Here is a 14,988-nt window from a genome sequence, read left to right as displayed (position 1 = left end):
ATCTATACCAATTGTGGTAACTTCCATATGGACCTCCTTATTGTTGTTTAGGATTCATTTCCTATCCTAGAAGATTAGCTTCTGCTTCTCATTCTGTATATAGGGTAGGTCCATACCATTATTTTGGTATTATTTGATCATATCGCCATTTTGTTATAAGATATTTTTGGTAAGCTTCATGTATATCGGTAATATTAGTGAAATCAACTAGTAGTATTTGAGATTTAGTACAATTAGGAAAAGGGGTTATCTTTTTGCTCTTAGGAAGGTATTTACTGTATCGTGCTAAAGTAAGTATTAGTTGTTCTGTTTTATGTTTTTTATTATAGCGAGAAGTATATTCCTGACAAAGAGACTGAAAATGTACAAAAAGCCAATCCCAGTTAGCAATATTTAAAGAAGTCCAAATAGTACATGGATGTTTTTGGTGAGTGGGTTTGTATATATCGTGGTGTATAATATTGCTATTGAGAAATATGGCAGTGCTGAGAAGTTGCGCAGATTCAAGAACCATTTTTATTAGGCGTTTATCATCTAAATTGTGTGCTGATATTATTGGGCAGATGTTAGTAGCAAAAATATTCATATTAAATTTAATCCTGAATTCTAACTACTTGATTTTTCCCATTGCGTTTAGCCATATACACAGCTTTATCTGCTCTTGCTATAAATGCATCTATAGGTTCTCCTTGCTTATATTCCGATACTCCTATACTGATGTTTGAGGTGATCTTGTGATGATGATATAACAAATTCTGTTGCTTCTATCTCTTGGCGTAATTTTGCTGCTGTTTTCTCTGCTCCTTCCATTAATACGTCATCTAATAATATCATAAACTCTTCTCCTCCATATGCTACTAAATCAGTAATCCTAAAACTTTTTCTTCGTATTTCCCCCAGTTGTTTTAACACCTCATCTCCTGCTTGATGACCATAAGTATCATTTACTGACTTAAAATCATACAAATCACACATCAATAAACATACTGTGTTCTTGTACTCATGTGATCTCTTCGCCATCTGTATTACATAAAAATCAAAATAATGTCTGTTATATAGATCTATTACTGTATCTTTGATGGACATATCTAACTGTTTCTCTAAATGATGACGTATATTCCTCTTGATACCTTTTTCGTTTTAATAATGTTCTTGTTCTTATTTGTAGCTCTATCTCATCTATTGGATAAATGAAATAATCTTGTACCCCAAGCTCTACTCTTTTTTTAACTTCTCTTCATCTATTTCATCTGATAAGCCAACTATTATCGTATCTTGTATGTTAGGATTATTACTAATACACGCAACTATTTTAAATGGATCATACGCCTCGAGTGTAGAACTTATAATCACTAAATCAGTATTATCTTTATTACTGACATTTTCTTCATTATGTTTATTATCCTTTTCCTCTATATGACTGATTATTTCTATATGATCTGTTAATTTGCTCAGTATATTTTTAATATTTCTAGCTCTAACCACATCTTCATCTATTATTTTGATTTTCCTTAGATGTGTATCCTCTTCCATATTCATCATAGGAATTCCCAGTGCTGCATTTGTACTATTACGTAATGTTAATTCATCTATGAGTATTTTAGTTCTTGCGAGCGCCTTTAACCTGATCGATAATGCTAGATGATTAATGGGTTTTTGCAGCAAATCATCTGCCCCTGATTCTAATGCTTGCAATCTTGCATCCTGCTCATCCATTGCGGTCACCATTATTATCGGTATATATGTGGTCAATGGATTAGCCTTAATACGTCTACATACTTCAAATCCATCCATCTCTGGCATCATGATATCAAGTAGTACTACATCTATATTTTTTGCAGCTAATATTTCCAAGGCTTGCTTGTCACTTGTTGCTGTTAATACCCCATAATACTCACTTAATAGCCCTAGCCTCTAGTAACTATAAATTCCGCTGTTTATCATCGACTATCAAAATCATTGCTGTCATCTGTTATCGCTCCTAATTTAGAAATTATTATTTTCTATTTTCTTTAAAGTTAAGTATATGCCATTTAACAGATCTAGCAAGATCAGCATTGAAATTGCTATTCATATTATTATACACTTTTGATGTATTCCTTATGCCATAATCTCATTATAACCTGGTACATCATCTGTGTGCTCTTCACCCTCAAGAGTAATACCCTCTTTTAAGGCTTCTATACTACAGCTACTAAATACATCACGATTATTTTGCTCATTTTGCCATTTTAAACTGGTTTGTGCAAAACTAACAATACATTCTTTAATTTCTTCTAATGTATAATTCTCTGCTTTCTGTAAAATGTTATCTATATCGTTTTTTAATTTCGGATTCTGTTCACTAAATGCATTTAAAAATTTCTTAATACCAATTCTTCTTTCTCATACTCTGTATCTTCTTTAAAGCCTTCGTCGTCAAAGACTAGAGATTGAGCTATAGGTTTATTAACTATCTCCTCGTTACTTTCTATATTCTCTTCTTCTTCAAAACCTTCATCTATCAAATCTACGGTTTGATTAGCCTCTTGTTCTTTACGTGCTGCCATAACTTGCAATAACTCCGACATGGGTAGTAAGTCTCTATGTACCAAAATACTCCGCATCTCTTCGGCAATTTCTGTGCCTCCAGTCTCCCTAGTTGAAACAACAGGAATGTTCTTAGATACTAAATATTCGTATAATATACGGCATTGTGTGGATTTGCCTACTCCATCTACTCCTTCGAATGTTATAAATCTTCCTTGTTTGACTCTATTAGTGCTATTCATGAATATTACCACTCTTTAAATGCAACTTATTCAATCTCACTTTTCTTCAAACTGTTTAAATATTCTAAAATATCTAAATATCCGTTTCCTGCAGCAAGTGACAAGGCAGTATCTCCTTTGATGATCCTTAAAATATATATCAGCACCACAAAGCATAAGCTTTTTTACTGCCTCTAAATTACCTTGTGATGCGGCTCTCATTAATTCTTGGTTAAGATTCTATGTCTCTGCATTTTTCATAATCATCACCTGTGATAAAAAACTTAAATCTCTGTTTTAAGCCTATAAAGCTAGTATGGGTAGCTATATGCACCACCATACAGGCATTGATTCCTAATATTCGCCCAACAAAGCTATATTGGCTACATCAGTCACAGATTCACCATTGTCTAAATCAACCAGTAACACTGCGGTATCATTGGTAATAACCTTTGCTCTTTCCTGCACTCTGTGAATAAGCTCTTTAATCACTTCAGATTTCCTATTCATGATTAACTCTATATCCTGCCTTAAGTAAGGCTCACCTGAGTAGCTTGAACATATATCCTGATTTGATAAGCTCTTTCATACGATTACTTAAACTTTTGCTCATGCCGTTATCACTGTTGCTTTTCTCTGCAATATTTTCACATTGAGATGAATAATGATTAAATACTAGCTCTATCATTCTTCTAAAGAGGTAGTTACTGTCATCCACTCTATTTAAAGTCCTGGGATGTAAATCTAAGAAAGCTGTTAATAAATCAACAGCATGATTTGGAAACCTTGGTAATAAATCCCTAGTAATATGCATACGTAATTGATCAATTTTGGTAGCAAAATTATCCGATTCATAATAGTCAATGAATCTGCTGGATTTTTTCAAAGATGATATCTCAGCTTTAATCATCGAGAAAATCTTTTTGGGATCTTCGTCAAGACTTGCTAATATCATATCTAGTTATTTCTGTATGCTTATATTACTGTTATAAAGCGATAAAATAATTTCTGCTAATTGTTCTAACCCAATATTAATGAGCTGTTTCTTGGTGATCATACAATCATTCTTAGAGTTGTTATTCCTAGTCTCTTACTTCGACCTTAGTGAAACTAGTAGTAAAGGATGCTAAATCTAAAGATAATCGTAGTCAATCACTTTTTTGTTAGTACCTGCTTTACTCGTTCCTTGTATGGCATTATCAATTTATTATTAATCTAATCCACAATATTATATATCATTCTCCCTATACTTCACACCTATTTATTACCCTTCCAAACAAAGCCATTCTCACCAACTGTTCCTTACGCACTTTGCTTGGCACGCTGGCGGAGCGACTTATGTAATAGTTGAGATACAGTCTTAACTGTCAACAACTTTTTCCACATTCCGTATCAACTACTATAAGTTAAATAAGTATATACCCTATTTTATACGAGTTATTTCTAATATATAATGTGTGTTACCATCATTGTGTATATCCTCACCTTTAAGTATCTTACAATTTAGTTGATACTCTGAGCATAATTGCTCTATTCGTTGAATTTTTCTTAGTGATGAAGTAATAAATATTCTTCCTTGATTTGATAATAAATTAAAACCTTGCAACATAATATCTTTTATGAGTGCATTATCAACATCATAAAAAGCACGACTGATTGATTGTCTTGCAGGTATTATACCGTTAAATTCATTTTTAGATAAATTATCCCAAGGCACCCCTGAGACAAGTATATCTATCTTACCGAGAAATTTTGGTAACAACGGTAATACACCTTCTCCATTAAATAAATACATATTTTTTGTAATACCATGAAGTATCAAATTATCTTTTGCACATTGTATTGCATGTTCACTTATATCACTACCAATAATTGTACGAGCCCCGTTCTTTGCAGCTATTATACCTAAGGCAAAGCATCCAGATCCTATATCTGCAAACACCTTATTTTTTACTAAATTGTTGTCTATTAAAAATTTTGCAAACATGGCAGTTAATTTTCCAGGAGGATAAGCGTTAACATTATTGATAATAAAATTATTGTTAAGAACACTTACCTGATATGGTACATGTTTATTAATCATGCTTGATATATATCGTTCTGCTTCTGGATTTAGCGATGCCATAGATTTTGTACTTAATAATATTATAATATAAAAATAATACTTTAAAAATTTTAGTATCATTTATGCTTCCTGATATGACATATCTCAGAGTCTGTATTGAAAGTAGATTGACAGCAAAAATAATGCACTAATTCATAATTTAAATTCCGTCAATTTATTCAATAGACTTCTTTCGGGCTTGCCCCGAGATTTATTCTGCGTAGTTAAAAGTGCACAACTCCTAATCTTGTATAAGTATTGTTACAGAGATAATATATTATTGTAAGAAAATATTATAATGGTACCCAAAAACTGGACAATAAAATTTAAAATGAAATATAAATACAACATGGAAATGATATTTATAAAGAAGCAAAACAATATAATTTTACAGAAAAAGCAAAATTTGTGTTAGAAACAATAAAAGCTGAAATGATAATAGATCCAATTAATAGCAAATAAGGTGCAGAAATGATGAAAAATCAGCAAGAAGCAAGAGAGCTTACTGTGAGGCAACGGATGGAAGCTGTTGCCTTATTATCTGTAGGCACATTCTTAGAGTATTTTGATCTAATGATCTATGTGCATATGGCAGTGGTCATTAATGAGCTTTTTTTCCCAAAAACTAATCCTGAAACTACAACTCTTTATGCAGCAGCAGCATTTTGTTCTACTTTTGTTTTTAGACCCGTTGGAGCATTAATTTTTGGTTGGATTGGTGATCATATTGGACGTAAAGTCACAGTAGTTATTACTACTTTTATGATGTCTATAGCCTGTATAATTATGGCTACTCTCCCTACATATGCTCAAATAGGTATTACTGCCACTGTGATAATGATTATATGTCGCATTGTACAAGGTATGTCTTCGATGGGAGAACTGATGGGAGCACAACTTTACCTCACTGAAATTACTAAACCACCTGCACAATATTCAGTTGTAACCTTAATAGATGCTGTTGCTGCTGTGGGGAGTGCCGCCGCTTTATGTATGGCATATATTGTTACCTCATTTGCATTAAATTGGAGGATAGTGTTTTGGATAGGAGCATTAATTGCGTTCATAGGAACGATAGCTAGAACTGCTCTTAGAGAAACGCCGGAATTTGCAAATGCAAAAGCACGAGTAAAAAAAATACTGCAAGATAATGATACGCATCACAAAATATTACAAGATGACCCTATCTGGTCTGAAAAACCTGACAAAAAAAGAATTTTGGCTTTATTTTTAATAGATTATAGTTGGCCATTAACTTTTTATTTTGCTTTCATTTATTGTAGCAATATTCTTAAAAATCAATTCGGTTATACGCCAGAGGAAGTTATTAGTCACAACTTTTTGGTATCAATCGCTGCAATGATTAATATGCTATCAATAGCATATTTAAGCCGTAGAATATATCCACTAAAAATACTAAAAATAAAAATAATGACTATGCTTATTTTTATTCCATTTTGTCCATATATATTGGAGCATGGATTAACAACGCCATTTTGTGTGATGTTATTACAACTGTTTTTTGTGATATTTGGTCCATCTAAAGCACCAGCATTTCCTATTTTCTTCAAATATTTTCCAATATTTCAACGATTTACTTATAGTAACTTTTCATATGCGTTTTCACGTGCAATAGTATATATACTAACCTCTTTCGGTACTATTTATGTTGTAAAATATTTTGGTAATTGGGGATTATTAATTATTTTGATACCAATATATGGCGGATATAATTATGGATTATCGCATTTTGAGCAGTTGGAAAAGGAAGCTGGTAATTATCCTTAAATATAATTGTTTGATCCTGTAACATAGGTTTTTTGATAGGTGAATAATGATAGCATAGTGCTGCTATTGTGTTTGATATATTTAATACTCCATATACCCAATCTTCAAAATAGACACCCAGGGTTACAAATCTTTTAAGAGTTTCATCTACAATCTTTCTGATTTTTTCAGGAGACTTTACCCCTAGTGTCTGTATATTATGCAGTCTATCAAATAACTTTATCAGAAGTACATCATGTTTCTTCTCTTTGTATAACATCTCTACCATTTCAGCAGAACTAATCTTTATACCATTCTCCTTAATCCTTGTCAAATCCATTACTTGATTGGCTATATCCTCTCCAAATTCTTGTAATATTTTCTCCTTGGTAAGTTCTGTATCCTCTATAGTATCATGCAATATACTAGTAACTAGTATATCTGTTCTAAATAAGTAATCTGATATCATATATGCTACTTCTATCGGATGTGAATAAAATGGTTCTCCTGATTGACGCATCTGACTACCATGATATTTCTTAGCGTAATAAATTGCTTTTTTTATTTCCAATACATCCACTGGCGGTACTTTTACTACACTATTTAAATGTATTACTTTATCTAGTAACTTCTTAGCATAAATACACATCTCAAAATCTGTTTGACCACCTTCTATCTTTTTCATTAATTCTTATTAATTACTTTTAATACTTTTTATTTCCAAGTAATTCTATACTTTTTGTATCTCTTGCTATATTGATTAATTTGTATATCATTATCATGAATGATACTACTTTCACTTCATAATGTCAACACCGGCTGAAAAATGATACAGTCTGTGCCTACGCTATGTTGAACAACTAAACAACCCTCAGCTTATGGCTGAGGGTTGTTTAGTTTAATACTCCCCCTTGATTAATATGCTACTCCATTTCTTCATCACTTTCTTTCATCGCTTCATAGTACATATCCTCATACCTCTTAGGATTAAGTTCCATCGCCTTGTCATAATATTCCAAAAACAACTCGTCATAACCAAGAGAAGCAAGAGCTAGTGCTTTGTTGTGATATGCATGATGGTCATCAGGATTTAACTTTATCGCCTTATCATAACATTTAATTGCATCCTCATATTGCTTAATATATTCAAAACTTATCCCCATATTGCAATATGCCTCATCACAATTAGGATAAATTTTTATTGCTTTCTTATACAACTCTATTGCCCTGATATACTGCTTATTATCCAAATGTCTACTTGCTTTATTACATAGCTTGTTAAATTTTTTCTGCTCCCCTTGCCAAACATTTACTCTCATACTTACTCTTCTTCTTTAATGATTATATTCTACGTATTTAAAACCTAAAGCACTTGCTATTCTAGATATAGCATAGCCATAACGATTCTTGAAGCCAATAAGACATAAACTTATTTGGCATAGTAAGTATTAGTGTTCCTGTTTCCTTGCACTCTTTGACTTCTGCTTTCGAAAACCAAGCTGTATCTATGTCATTGCCGTACTGCTGCAGTACTAGCTCCTGCCTTACTTGACGCCATACGCTATCTTTAGTAAGAGAGCTTAAAGGAATGCATCTTGGTTTACCTAGTTTCGGCTCGGATGTGGATTCACTTTGTGCTTCTTCCGTCGCTCCTTCTTCTTCTGATATTTTTAATCCTGTCTTAAAGCTATCAAGATAGCACTTATTCTTACCGTATACTGAACATACCTCGTTGGTTAAAATCTCTCTTTTCATCTTGCTCAAAATTAGATGCTCAGGAAGTAAAATAGTTAATAACTCCCCACTGATACTTTCTATGAATCTTGCCGGTTGTGAGAATCGAATACGATATCTCAGAGCTAAATCTGCCTGCTATCTTCTTTCTAACCTGGGATATCTTGCTAGTGTCACTTGAGCTCTCCACATGACTTAAGTACTGCTCATCTATGTTACAGCTGAATCTGAAGCTGGGATTATTAACAAGCGGTCCTTGATGTTTCTCTTTCTTTAATGCTTTTATCATGTAGTCTGAAAATGTAAATTTGTTCTTAAATCTCTTCTCAGGATATTTGATATATAGCTTTAACAGTAACTGGTTCACGAAGTTATTACTGAACTCTCTATTTGCTCTAACGTTAATTAGGTGCTATTCCTATAGAACATTCTATACATTCATCAACATTATCCCTATAATAGATTGCTTTATCCGGGTTGCTATATTAATAGCATTATCCTGGTTACATAACTCTCCTGTAAGCCTGCATGCTGCCTCATCTATTGATAATACCTTATCTACCTGTCAATGTTTCTCTACTTCTGCAAATATAGCCTTATGATATTTTATATATTCTTCATGTTTCGAGACAATGCACACTAACTCAGGATATATCCTCTTTGCCTCAAATATTTTAGTACCAGTGTTAATCCCAAGCTTTTTTGCCTCATAACTTACTGCAATAGCACTGGTACTATCAGTCAGATTAGCTACTATTGCTATGGGCTTACCCCTAAGTGTATGATCTAGTTGTTGCTCTATTGTAGCAAAATAACTATTCATATCTATATAGAGCCAATTTAATCGCTCCACCTTAGGTAAATTAAACATCTTAAGTTCTATACTTATTTTATAATCTCATAGTCATTGTATGTTCTAACTCCCTTTCTAAGCGAAGTTCTTTAACTTCTGTCTTTAACTTCTGCTTTTACCTTAGCAAAGGTTGTAGCTATTTGCTTCTCATCTACAAAGCTTTGTATATTATTTTTCATCTCATGCTTCATATATTTAAGCGAGCATGAATATTTCTTAGCTCCTATCATCACATGCTCATCATCTAATAGCTGCTTAATATTCTCATTGTGATGCTCCATATAATGTTTCTCACATGTTTTACTTAAGTTTTTAGCACATTATGACTATCAGGAAGAGTTAAATTGATTTAGTATCTCGTAATCCTTTAATATACCATGTTTTTGGGCATATACTACCATATTATGCATATTGATAATTAACTTATCTTGCTCGATAGTCTTAGCATTTGAGATTGCAGATAATAAACTATTATCATACTTCTCTACATCTTTAAGATTGCCGTCAAGAGACTTAAAGAACTCATGCTCACGGCTAATTGCAGTTAACATTTCGTCAGCTGTTTTAGCATTCGCTTTATCTTGCTGAATTACCTGATGCTGGATCTCTAATTGATGACGCTCTAAATTACTATCAAAGTGCTTATATGTATCTTCTAAGTCTTTACTATCCTTGAGCTGAGTTAATGTTTCTTGTGTACTAAAGACCCCATGCTGCTCTAGTGCTACTACCACATCTTTTAATCTAGGTAAAAGTTGTTGTTCCTGGTGTTCAAGAGTTTGTTGTGCCAATTCCACAAATTCATAATTAAATGTTGTATATTTGATATTACCATTTAGGGCTACAAAAAACTTCTGATCTTTTTCTAAAGCTACAAATACCTCGGATACTGTCTTGGATAGCAAGATCTCATGTTTGATTTGCTCCGTATGTGATATAAAGGTCTTGCGTTCTGTTTCTCTTTCAATATCCGCTAATCTTGTCTGTTCTAGGCGTCTTTGATAATCAGAATAAACCTTATAGCTAGTAGCAACTTGCTCATATGATTTTCTGCTCCCAAGCTTTTAGGCTGCAATGTTCTTCATATACTGCATTTGCAATCTTGTTTTTGTCAGTATTGTCTAGTGCATATTTAGTACTATACTCTGATATAGTACTATACACGTCTCTTGCTATCTCGTTATGATAACTATCCGATAAATCATTGATATTCATACCAAGTTGTGCTGAATGTAGAATAGATAAATCACGCACAATATTTTTGTATAACGTAACTTTCTCGTGTGATTCACCAAAGTTTTTAACCATCAGTTCTAAATAATCTCTGTATACTGCATTAGTACCAGCAATGCCGCTATATTCTAGTGCTTTTTTCTCATATAAATTTTGCGTATCATCTATTATAACTGTGTTTTGCTTTCTATATTTCTATAATTTCTATATCTGCAGCATTATTACTATTACTGCTACTTAAATCCCTGATATTATCACTCAAACGCTCGTCACGTGCAGCAAGACTAATTAATATATCTTGATACATTAAGGAGTCGTATTTTAAATAGTCGTGAGCTACTCCTCCTTTACCTGTTGCCTCTAAATATTTAACGTAATTACTCGATTCCTTTGAACTAAAGAAGTTAGCTATCTTCTTCTCATTAGCACTTAAGCTTGCCATTTTCTCTTCATCTACGATCTTACCTTTAAATACCTCCTGCCAAATATTTCTCTCAAATGTACTGTTTGTTTCTTTCACTAATGCAAAGTTAGTATTCTGAATCACGCTCTATATTTGATTTAAATCTAAATGAGCAGCTCTAACATTTTCTATGGCCTTTTTAACGTTTGTAATTGTCATACCATTAGGTAATCTATCTGCCAAATCCCATTTCTTAGGCAATAAGTCTTTATGAACTCTACCATCGAATCTAAGTTTATTTGAATCAACAATACTGACAAATCCTATATGATCATTTGCTTTGTTTAACTTGTCTTTAATAATGTCTGCAGCTTTAAAGTCTGGCTCATCATTATCGGGCCATATTATTACATCCCTCCACTGAAGTTGACTCCAATTGACTTTATCAGCAGAGTTGCTACCACCCATCCATGATACTACATCATATTCAGGTAATATTTTAGCTGCAGCTACGGCTGCATTCTCACCTTCTACTATCAATATAGGTTTACTGCTGCAAATAGCTTTCTCTATGCCAAATATAGGTTTGTCACCTTTGTCAGTAAATCCTTTTAGACGCCAACTATATTCTTGTTTTGCGGCGTTATAACAATAGGTGACAGGTAGCGTTTGCTTCTTGCCGTCTTCTTTGCTGACGAAACGTACCTAGTAACCCCCCCTTCTGCATCTTTGTAGCTATATACCGCCTCTAATGTATTATGCTGCATCATGCCTTTTAGGTGCTTACTTGGATCAAAGCTCTCAGCATTTGTTATTTTGTCATACGCCGCTACCCACTCATTAGCTACTTGGAGCTTTGCTTGCTCTACCCCTTGCTTTTTATTAGCTCTGCTTGCAAGATTAATGCGATAATCATAACTACTTGATTCCGCCCGAATGCCAACAAGCTCGGCAACTATCTTAAGTGATTGACGCTTACTAACTAAAGCTCCTTCTTGGACAAAACCAAAGATATTACCGCTTGTACCGCTACTATGACGTATCCCATGTGCCTTTACTTAAATTCATGCTAAGACTACCCATACTAATCTCAGTACCGCTTCTCTTTATAGCTCCTACACCTCCTCGAATAGATGCTGCATATTGTCTAAATACTCTCTCTATATCGCTACTTGTTAAAGCATCCTGAACCTTATCAAAACGTAATACCGGCTCTTTCGTGCTATTACGGTCTCTTCTACGACTCGTAGTACCTTCTCTAGTACTTGATAGAGTATTAGTTTTAGAATTAGCTGTTGATTCTTGTATATGCTCTTGCTTTGCTGAATGAAGTACATTATCTACTACATCACCAATAGACTCGTCTACTGCTACTCTATCCGGCGCATTAACCCTTGTATATTGCTCATTTTGGTTATTATAGTACTCACAAAGCAAATCCTGTACTTCATCACTAACCAACAATGACTTAAAGCTGTGGGTATTTAAACCGCTACCTGCCTGCATTGTCTTTAAACTACTTAAGAACTTCTCTTCTGCTGTATTAGCTTTTAAAGCTTCAAGAACATTTAGCTGCTCTTTAAGCACTACTATTTTTTGCTCTTGTTCTCTTATTAAATTATTATATTGAATCTCGCTTAGCCTTGCCATATTCTCCTCATACTTTAGAAGTTGCGCGCCTAATTTCCCTACTTGCTCTATAGATTTACGACGACTAATGCTTACTCCAAATATCGTACCTATCCCAATACCTGGCAATGTGCCAAGCATTGATGGATTAGATTGAACACGTTCAATTAATTCTTTTGCATCTACATCAGGATTAGTGGCTTTCACTGCTTCCCACTTCGCTATAATCTCTGCTCCTTGCTGCTCGTAAATACGTCCTAAATAATGAGGTAATAATGTGTCAATAAAATTCTCATTAGCTTGCTGCTCTTGCTTAAGATTACTTAAAGCTTTCTGACTCTCAAGTAAGTCACATCTCTTGAGCTCTATTAATTCTTTATTATCCCAATTATAATTATCAATGCCTGCTATATAGTTATTTACTAAACTCATTAACTTGTTATTTGTTAGCACTAGAAATATGCTGGTCATTACTGATTACATCCCTTGCAAGCTTCATAAGACTTTGATATGAACTACAACTATTTAAACTACTATGTAGATATGTTCTTTAGATAATACTTATATGGCGCTATCCCTGCGTGCTTCTGAATCGTTTCATAATTCAGATTCAATTGGATAATCCTCTCACCCATTGACGCAGTGCCATTATTGCTAATATGATAAGAACTACAGATTAATAATGCATGATCTTTCATTACCTCTTTTGCAAGTTGCAGCGTGCTGTAACACTGATTCAACTCCTCCCAAGAGGCGGCAGGCAAGCATGAAGCTATTTCTTTGCTCACTACTCAGATCATTAAAGCGTAACTTCGCCCTTGTAGCATCATAATTAACCTGATCCTTCGCAGCTTCTTTGAAAATATCCTGAACACTAATATTTTTATTATCCGCAAATATCATGCCATATGGATCAATCTTTAAATCTTTGATATTTAGCTCTAAGGAGACATTAAAAGCCTTAGCAGCTAACTCTATATTGCGGTGCAATCTAGTGATATTTCCTAAAGACTCAATATCGTTCTTCCACTCTCTCAGCTTACTGTGGCACTCAAAGACTCGCGACCTTGCCTCTAAATACTGTTTGATGATTAACTGATTACCATTAAGGACACCATCACTCTTATAATCTATTGCAAAGCTATTATTTGCTCTTCTGCTAACTGCAAGAGTTAAGCCTATTAGCCAATTAGGTATTTCTTCCTTTACTTTAACTGTATATTCTTCTCCTGCAGAATTAATACGTGTCTCATTACGCATCTCATAGCTGTTAATCTTGAACTGCCTTCTAATTTTTTCTACATCACTGTCAAGACGCTGATAAACTATGCTTTCTAACTCTTTTGCGGATACATGAAGCTTAACCTCCTCTCTATGACGTGATATTAAAACTAAAAACGCCTCATAACCAATAGAACGGTCAAAATACACATGCATACGGTCCACCGTCTCGCCTTGTAGCTTGTAGCCAGTTAAAGCGTACCCATAATTTAACTTAATCCGCCTCTTATCATTTGCAGCATCAGAGGCAGTATCAATATTAACTATATCCTTTGATCCATCTGCCTTATGTAGCAATATTTTTAATATTCCATCGCCATCGCTCCCACCTTTACTATTCGCACTACCACTAAACGATTTAACAGAAGGTTTAACTGATAATATTGTCCCCACTTCCCCGTTACTAATACCGTATCTTAAACTATTCTCTTCAAATACTATTTGATCTCCTTTCATCAGCGGCAGTAATCGCCTGCCGCTGCTAACTAGTACTTCCTGTCCCTTTAACGCTCCACTATGCTTTAATTCCTCACGAACTCGCACGTTAAACTCAGCTACCTTCTCGTTCGTGTATGCTCCAATTGCAATACTTCGCATAGCTATTAAATCATCTCGCTTAAGACTCTCCATCTGCTCAGTATATTCTTTAGCAAATGATGACACTAAACTGCTTTTAGCCTCTTCCTCAGTATCCTTAATATTAAAAACACCTAAATTTCTGCATATCTCAATTGCTTCCTACATCTAAAAGCGTCCCATCGCTTCGGTAGCCTGTCTGTACTCTAATCTCTTCTGTCTTCTAACTTCTGATAATTTAACGCCTCCTGCAATCTTACGAGCTTTGTTAAATGCTCCAGTCATACCAACAGCCGTGAACTGGTTGTTATCTCCAACAAGCACCAGCTTTGCCTTAGCTCTTAATACTTCGTGGGATAGATAGTCCATATTAGCAAGCTCTATCATGCTTGCCTCATCCACAATCAGTACGGTTTTACTATCAAGCACATCTTGACGCATAAAGTTAAAGATCGAATCACAACCGATAGATTTAAATATTCCTCCTCCTCATAATATTTACTGCTTAAATCTATCTTGAAATTCGCTTCTCTTCGTATTATCAGCTTTAATGCCGGCATTTCGACTAAGTACCTTTGCAGATATGCTACTTGGTCCTGCTCCTAATACTGTAAATCCTGCCCTCTTGTACTGCCGTACTATCTCTCGCAGCACGAAA

General features: G+C 34.1%; 17 protein-coding genes and 3 pseudogenes. 1 reads left to right on the top strand and 19 read right to left on the bottom strand.

Annotated features, from left to right (window positions below; genetic code table 11):
- Positions 1–118: 118 nt before the first annotated feature.
- The 7 genes and pseudogenes from BN1174_RS08035 to BN1174_RS08030 form a co-directional block, all read right to left on the bottom strand.
- Complete coding sequence (locus BN1174_RS08035) at positions 119–586, bottom strand: pyrimidine dimer DNA glycosylase/endonuclease V (protein ID WP_052454793.1); 468 nt, start codon at positions 584–586, stop codon at positions 119–121.
- A gap of 7 nt (positions 587–593) precedes the next feature.
- Positions 594–1,086 (bottom strand): annotated as a pseudogene (locus BN1174_RS12135) (diguanylate cyclase).
- 129 nt (positions 1,087–1,215) lie between these two features.
- Positions 1,216–1,854, bottom strand: a complete 639-nt coding sequence (locus BN1174_RS12130) for a response regulator (protein ID WP_231555911.1) — start codon at positions 1,852–1,854, stop codon at positions 1,216–1,218.
- A gap of 638 nt (positions 1,855–2,492) precedes the next feature.
- A pseudogene (locus tag BN1174_RS11100) lies at positions 2,493–2,771 on the bottom strand (dTMP kinase); the annotation flags it as partial.
- Between the two features lie 333 nt (positions 2,772–3,104).
- Positions 3,105–3,260: a hypothetical protein gene (locus BN1174_RS10435; protein WP_156138580.1), complete on the bottom strand. Its 156-nt coding sequence runs from the start codon at positions 3,258–3,260 to the stop codon at positions 3,105–3,107.
- A gap of 31 nt (positions 3,261–3,291) precedes the next feature.
- A complete protein-coding gene (locus tag BN1174_RS07665) occupies positions 3,292–3,705 on the bottom strand; it encodes a DUF6880 family protein (RefSeq protein ID WP_156138579.1) in 414 nt (137 codons plus the stop codon).
- A 468-nt stretch (positions 3,706–4,173) separates the two neighbouring features.
- Complete coding sequence (locus BN1174_RS08030) at positions 4,174–4,935, bottom strand: 50S ribosomal protein L11 methyltransferase (RefSeq protein WP_052454792.1); 762 nt, start codon at positions 4,933–4,935, stop codon at positions 4,174–4,176.
- 393 nt (positions 4,936–5,328) lie between these two features.
- On the opposite strand from BN1174_RS08030, the gene BN1174_RS07655 reads away from it, so the two are divergent.
- A complete protein-coding gene (locus BN1174_RS07655; protein ID WP_082022387.1) occupies positions 5,329–6,642 on the top strand; it encodes an MFS transporter in 1,314 nt (437 codons plus the stop codon).
- Here the strand turns inward: BN1174_RS07655 and BN1174_RS07650 are convergent.
- From BN1174_RS07650 to BN1174_RS12110, 12 genes and pseudogenes are all read right to left on the bottom strand, one after another.
- Positions 6,557–7,306, bottom strand: a complete 750-nt coding sequence (locus tag BN1174_RS07650; RefSeq protein WP_040258218.1) for an HD domain-containing protein — start codon at positions 7,304–7,306, stop codon at positions 6,557–6,559. The genes BN1174_RS07655 and BN1174_RS07650 overlap by 86 nt on opposite strands.
- A gap of 238 nt (positions 7,307–7,544) precedes the next feature.
- Positions 7,545–7,940, bottom strand: coding sequence for a tetratricopeptide repeat protein (locus BN1174_RS08025; RefSeq protein ID WP_052454791.1), 396 nt, complete (start codon positions 7,938–7,940; stop codon positions 7,545–7,547).
- Between the two features lie 61 nt (positions 7,941–8,001).
- Complete coding sequence (locus tag BN1174_RS07640; RefSeq protein WP_040258216.1) at positions 8,002–8,376, bottom strand: DnaA N-terminal domain-containing protein; 375 nt, start codon at positions 8,374–8,376, stop codon at positions 8,002–8,004.
- A 544-nt stretch (positions 8,377–8,920) separates the two neighbouring features.
- A complete protein-coding gene (locus tag BN1174_RS08020; protein ID WP_052454790.1) occupies positions 8,921–9,226 on the bottom strand; it encodes a Y-family DNA polymerase in 306 nt (101 codons plus the stop codon).
- A 71-nt stretch (positions 9,227–9,297) separates the two neighbouring features.
- Complete coding sequence (locus BN1174_RS12125; protein ID WP_231555910.1) at positions 9,298–9,489, bottom strand: hypothetical protein; 192 nt, start codon at positions 9,487–9,489, stop codon at positions 9,298–9,300.
- 48 nt (positions 9,490–9,537) lie between these two features.
- Positions 9,538–10,113 (bottom strand): hypothetical protein, encoded by a 576-nt coding sequence (locus tag BN1174_RS12120; protein ID WP_231555909.1) that lies wholly within the window; start codon positions 10,111–10,113, stop codon positions 9,538–9,540.
- Positions 10,114–10,246: 133 nt separating this feature from the next.
- Positions 10,247–10,516 (bottom strand): hypothetical protein, encoded by a 270-nt coding sequence (locus tag BN1174_RS11095; protein WP_040258214.1) that lies wholly within the window; start codon positions 10,514–10,516, stop codon positions 10,247–10,249.
- A gap of 112 nt (positions 10,517–10,628) precedes the next feature.
- Positions 10,629–10,961: a hypothetical protein gene (locus BN1174_RS11090; protein WP_197062097.1), complete on the bottom strand. Its 333-nt coding sequence runs from the start codon at positions 10,959–10,961 to the stop codon at positions 10,629–10,631.
- A 30-nt stretch (positions 10,962–10,991) separates the two neighbouring features.
- Positions 10,992–11,384 (bottom strand): toprim domain-containing protein, encoded by a 393-nt coding sequence (locus tag BN1174_RS07615; protein ID WP_231555908.1) that lies wholly within the window; start codon positions 11,382–11,384, stop codon positions 10,992–10,994.
- A gap of 492 nt (positions 11,385–11,876) precedes the next feature.
- The gene (locus BN1174_RS11085; RefSeq protein ID WP_197062096.1) at positions 11,877–12,926 is read right to left on the bottom strand and encodes a hypothetical protein; all 1,050 of its coding nucleotides are present in this window, start codon (positions 12,924–12,926) and stop codon (positions 11,877–11,879) included.
- A 216-nt stretch (positions 12,927–13,142) separates the two neighbouring features.
- Positions 13,143–14,417, bottom strand: coding sequence for a hypothetical protein (locus BN1174_RS12115; protein WP_231555907.1), 1,275 nt, complete (start codon positions 14,415–14,417; stop codon positions 13,143–13,145).
- A gap of 81 nt (positions 14,418–14,498) precedes the next feature.
- Positions 14,499–14,984: pseudogene (locus BN1174_RS12110) on the bottom strand (AAA family ATPase).
- Between the last annotated feature and the right edge of the window lie 4 nt (positions 14,985–14,988).

Origin of the sequence: Rickettsia hoogstraalii (assembly GCF_000825685.1) — a bacterium.
Taxonomy (GTDB): domain Bacteria; phylum Pseudomonadota; class Alphaproteobacteria; order Rickettsiales; family Rickettsiaceae; genus Rickettsia; species Rickettsia hoogstraalii.
Note: the sequence above shows the minus strand (reverse complement) of the source record. Positions and strands in the feature narration are given on the sequence as shown.

What these genes read in the sequence shown, in the direction of transcription:
- BN1174_RS08035 (WP_052454793.1), bottom strand. Translation starts at nt 586, where the DNA reads ATGAATATTTTTGCTACTAACATCTGCCCAATAATATCAGCACACAAT.
- BN1174_RS10435 (WP_156138580.1), bottom strand. Translation starts at nt 3,260, where the DNA reads ATGAATAGGAAATCTGAAGTGATTAAAGAGCTTATTCACAGAGTGCAG.
- BN1174_RS07665 (WP_156138579.1), bottom strand. Translation starts at nt 3,705, where the DNA reads ATGATATTAGCAAGTCTTGACGAAGATCCCAAAAAGATTTTCTCGATG.
- BN1174_RS08030 (WP_052454792.1), bottom strand. Translation starts at nt 4,935, where the DNA reads ATGATACTAAAATTTTTAAAGTATTATTTTTATATTATAATATTATTA.
- BN1174_RS07655 (WP_082022387.1), top strand. Translation starts at nt 5,329, where the DNA reads ATGAAAAATCAGCAAGAAGCAAGAGAGCTTACTGTGAGGCAACGGATG.
- BN1174_RS07650 (WP_040258218.1), bottom strand. Translation starts at nt 7,306, where the DNA reads ATGAAAAAGATAGAAGGTGGTCAAACAGATTTTGAGATGTGTATTTAT.
- BN1174_RS08025 (WP_052454791.1), bottom strand. Translation starts at nt 7,940, where the DNA reads ATGAGAGTAAATGTTTGGCAAGGGGAGCAGAAAAAATTTAACAAGCTA.
- BN1174_RS07640 (WP_040258216.1), bottom strand. Translation starts at nt 8,376, where the DNA reads ATGAAAAGAGAGATTTTAACCAACGAGGTATGTTCAGTATACGGTAAG.
- BN1174_RS08020 (WP_052454790.1), bottom strand. Translation starts at nt 9,226, where the DNA reads ATGTTTAATTTACCTAAGGTGGAGCGATTAAATTGGCTCTATATAGAT.
- BN1174_RS12125 (WP_231555910.1), bottom strand. Translation starts at nt 9,489, where the DNA reads ATGGAGCATCACAATGAGAATATTAAGCAGCTATTAGATGATGAGCAT.
- BN1174_RS11095 (WP_040258214.1), bottom strand. Translation starts at nt 10,516, where the DNA reads ATGGTTAAAAACTTTGGTGAATCACACGAGAAAGTTACGTTATACAAA.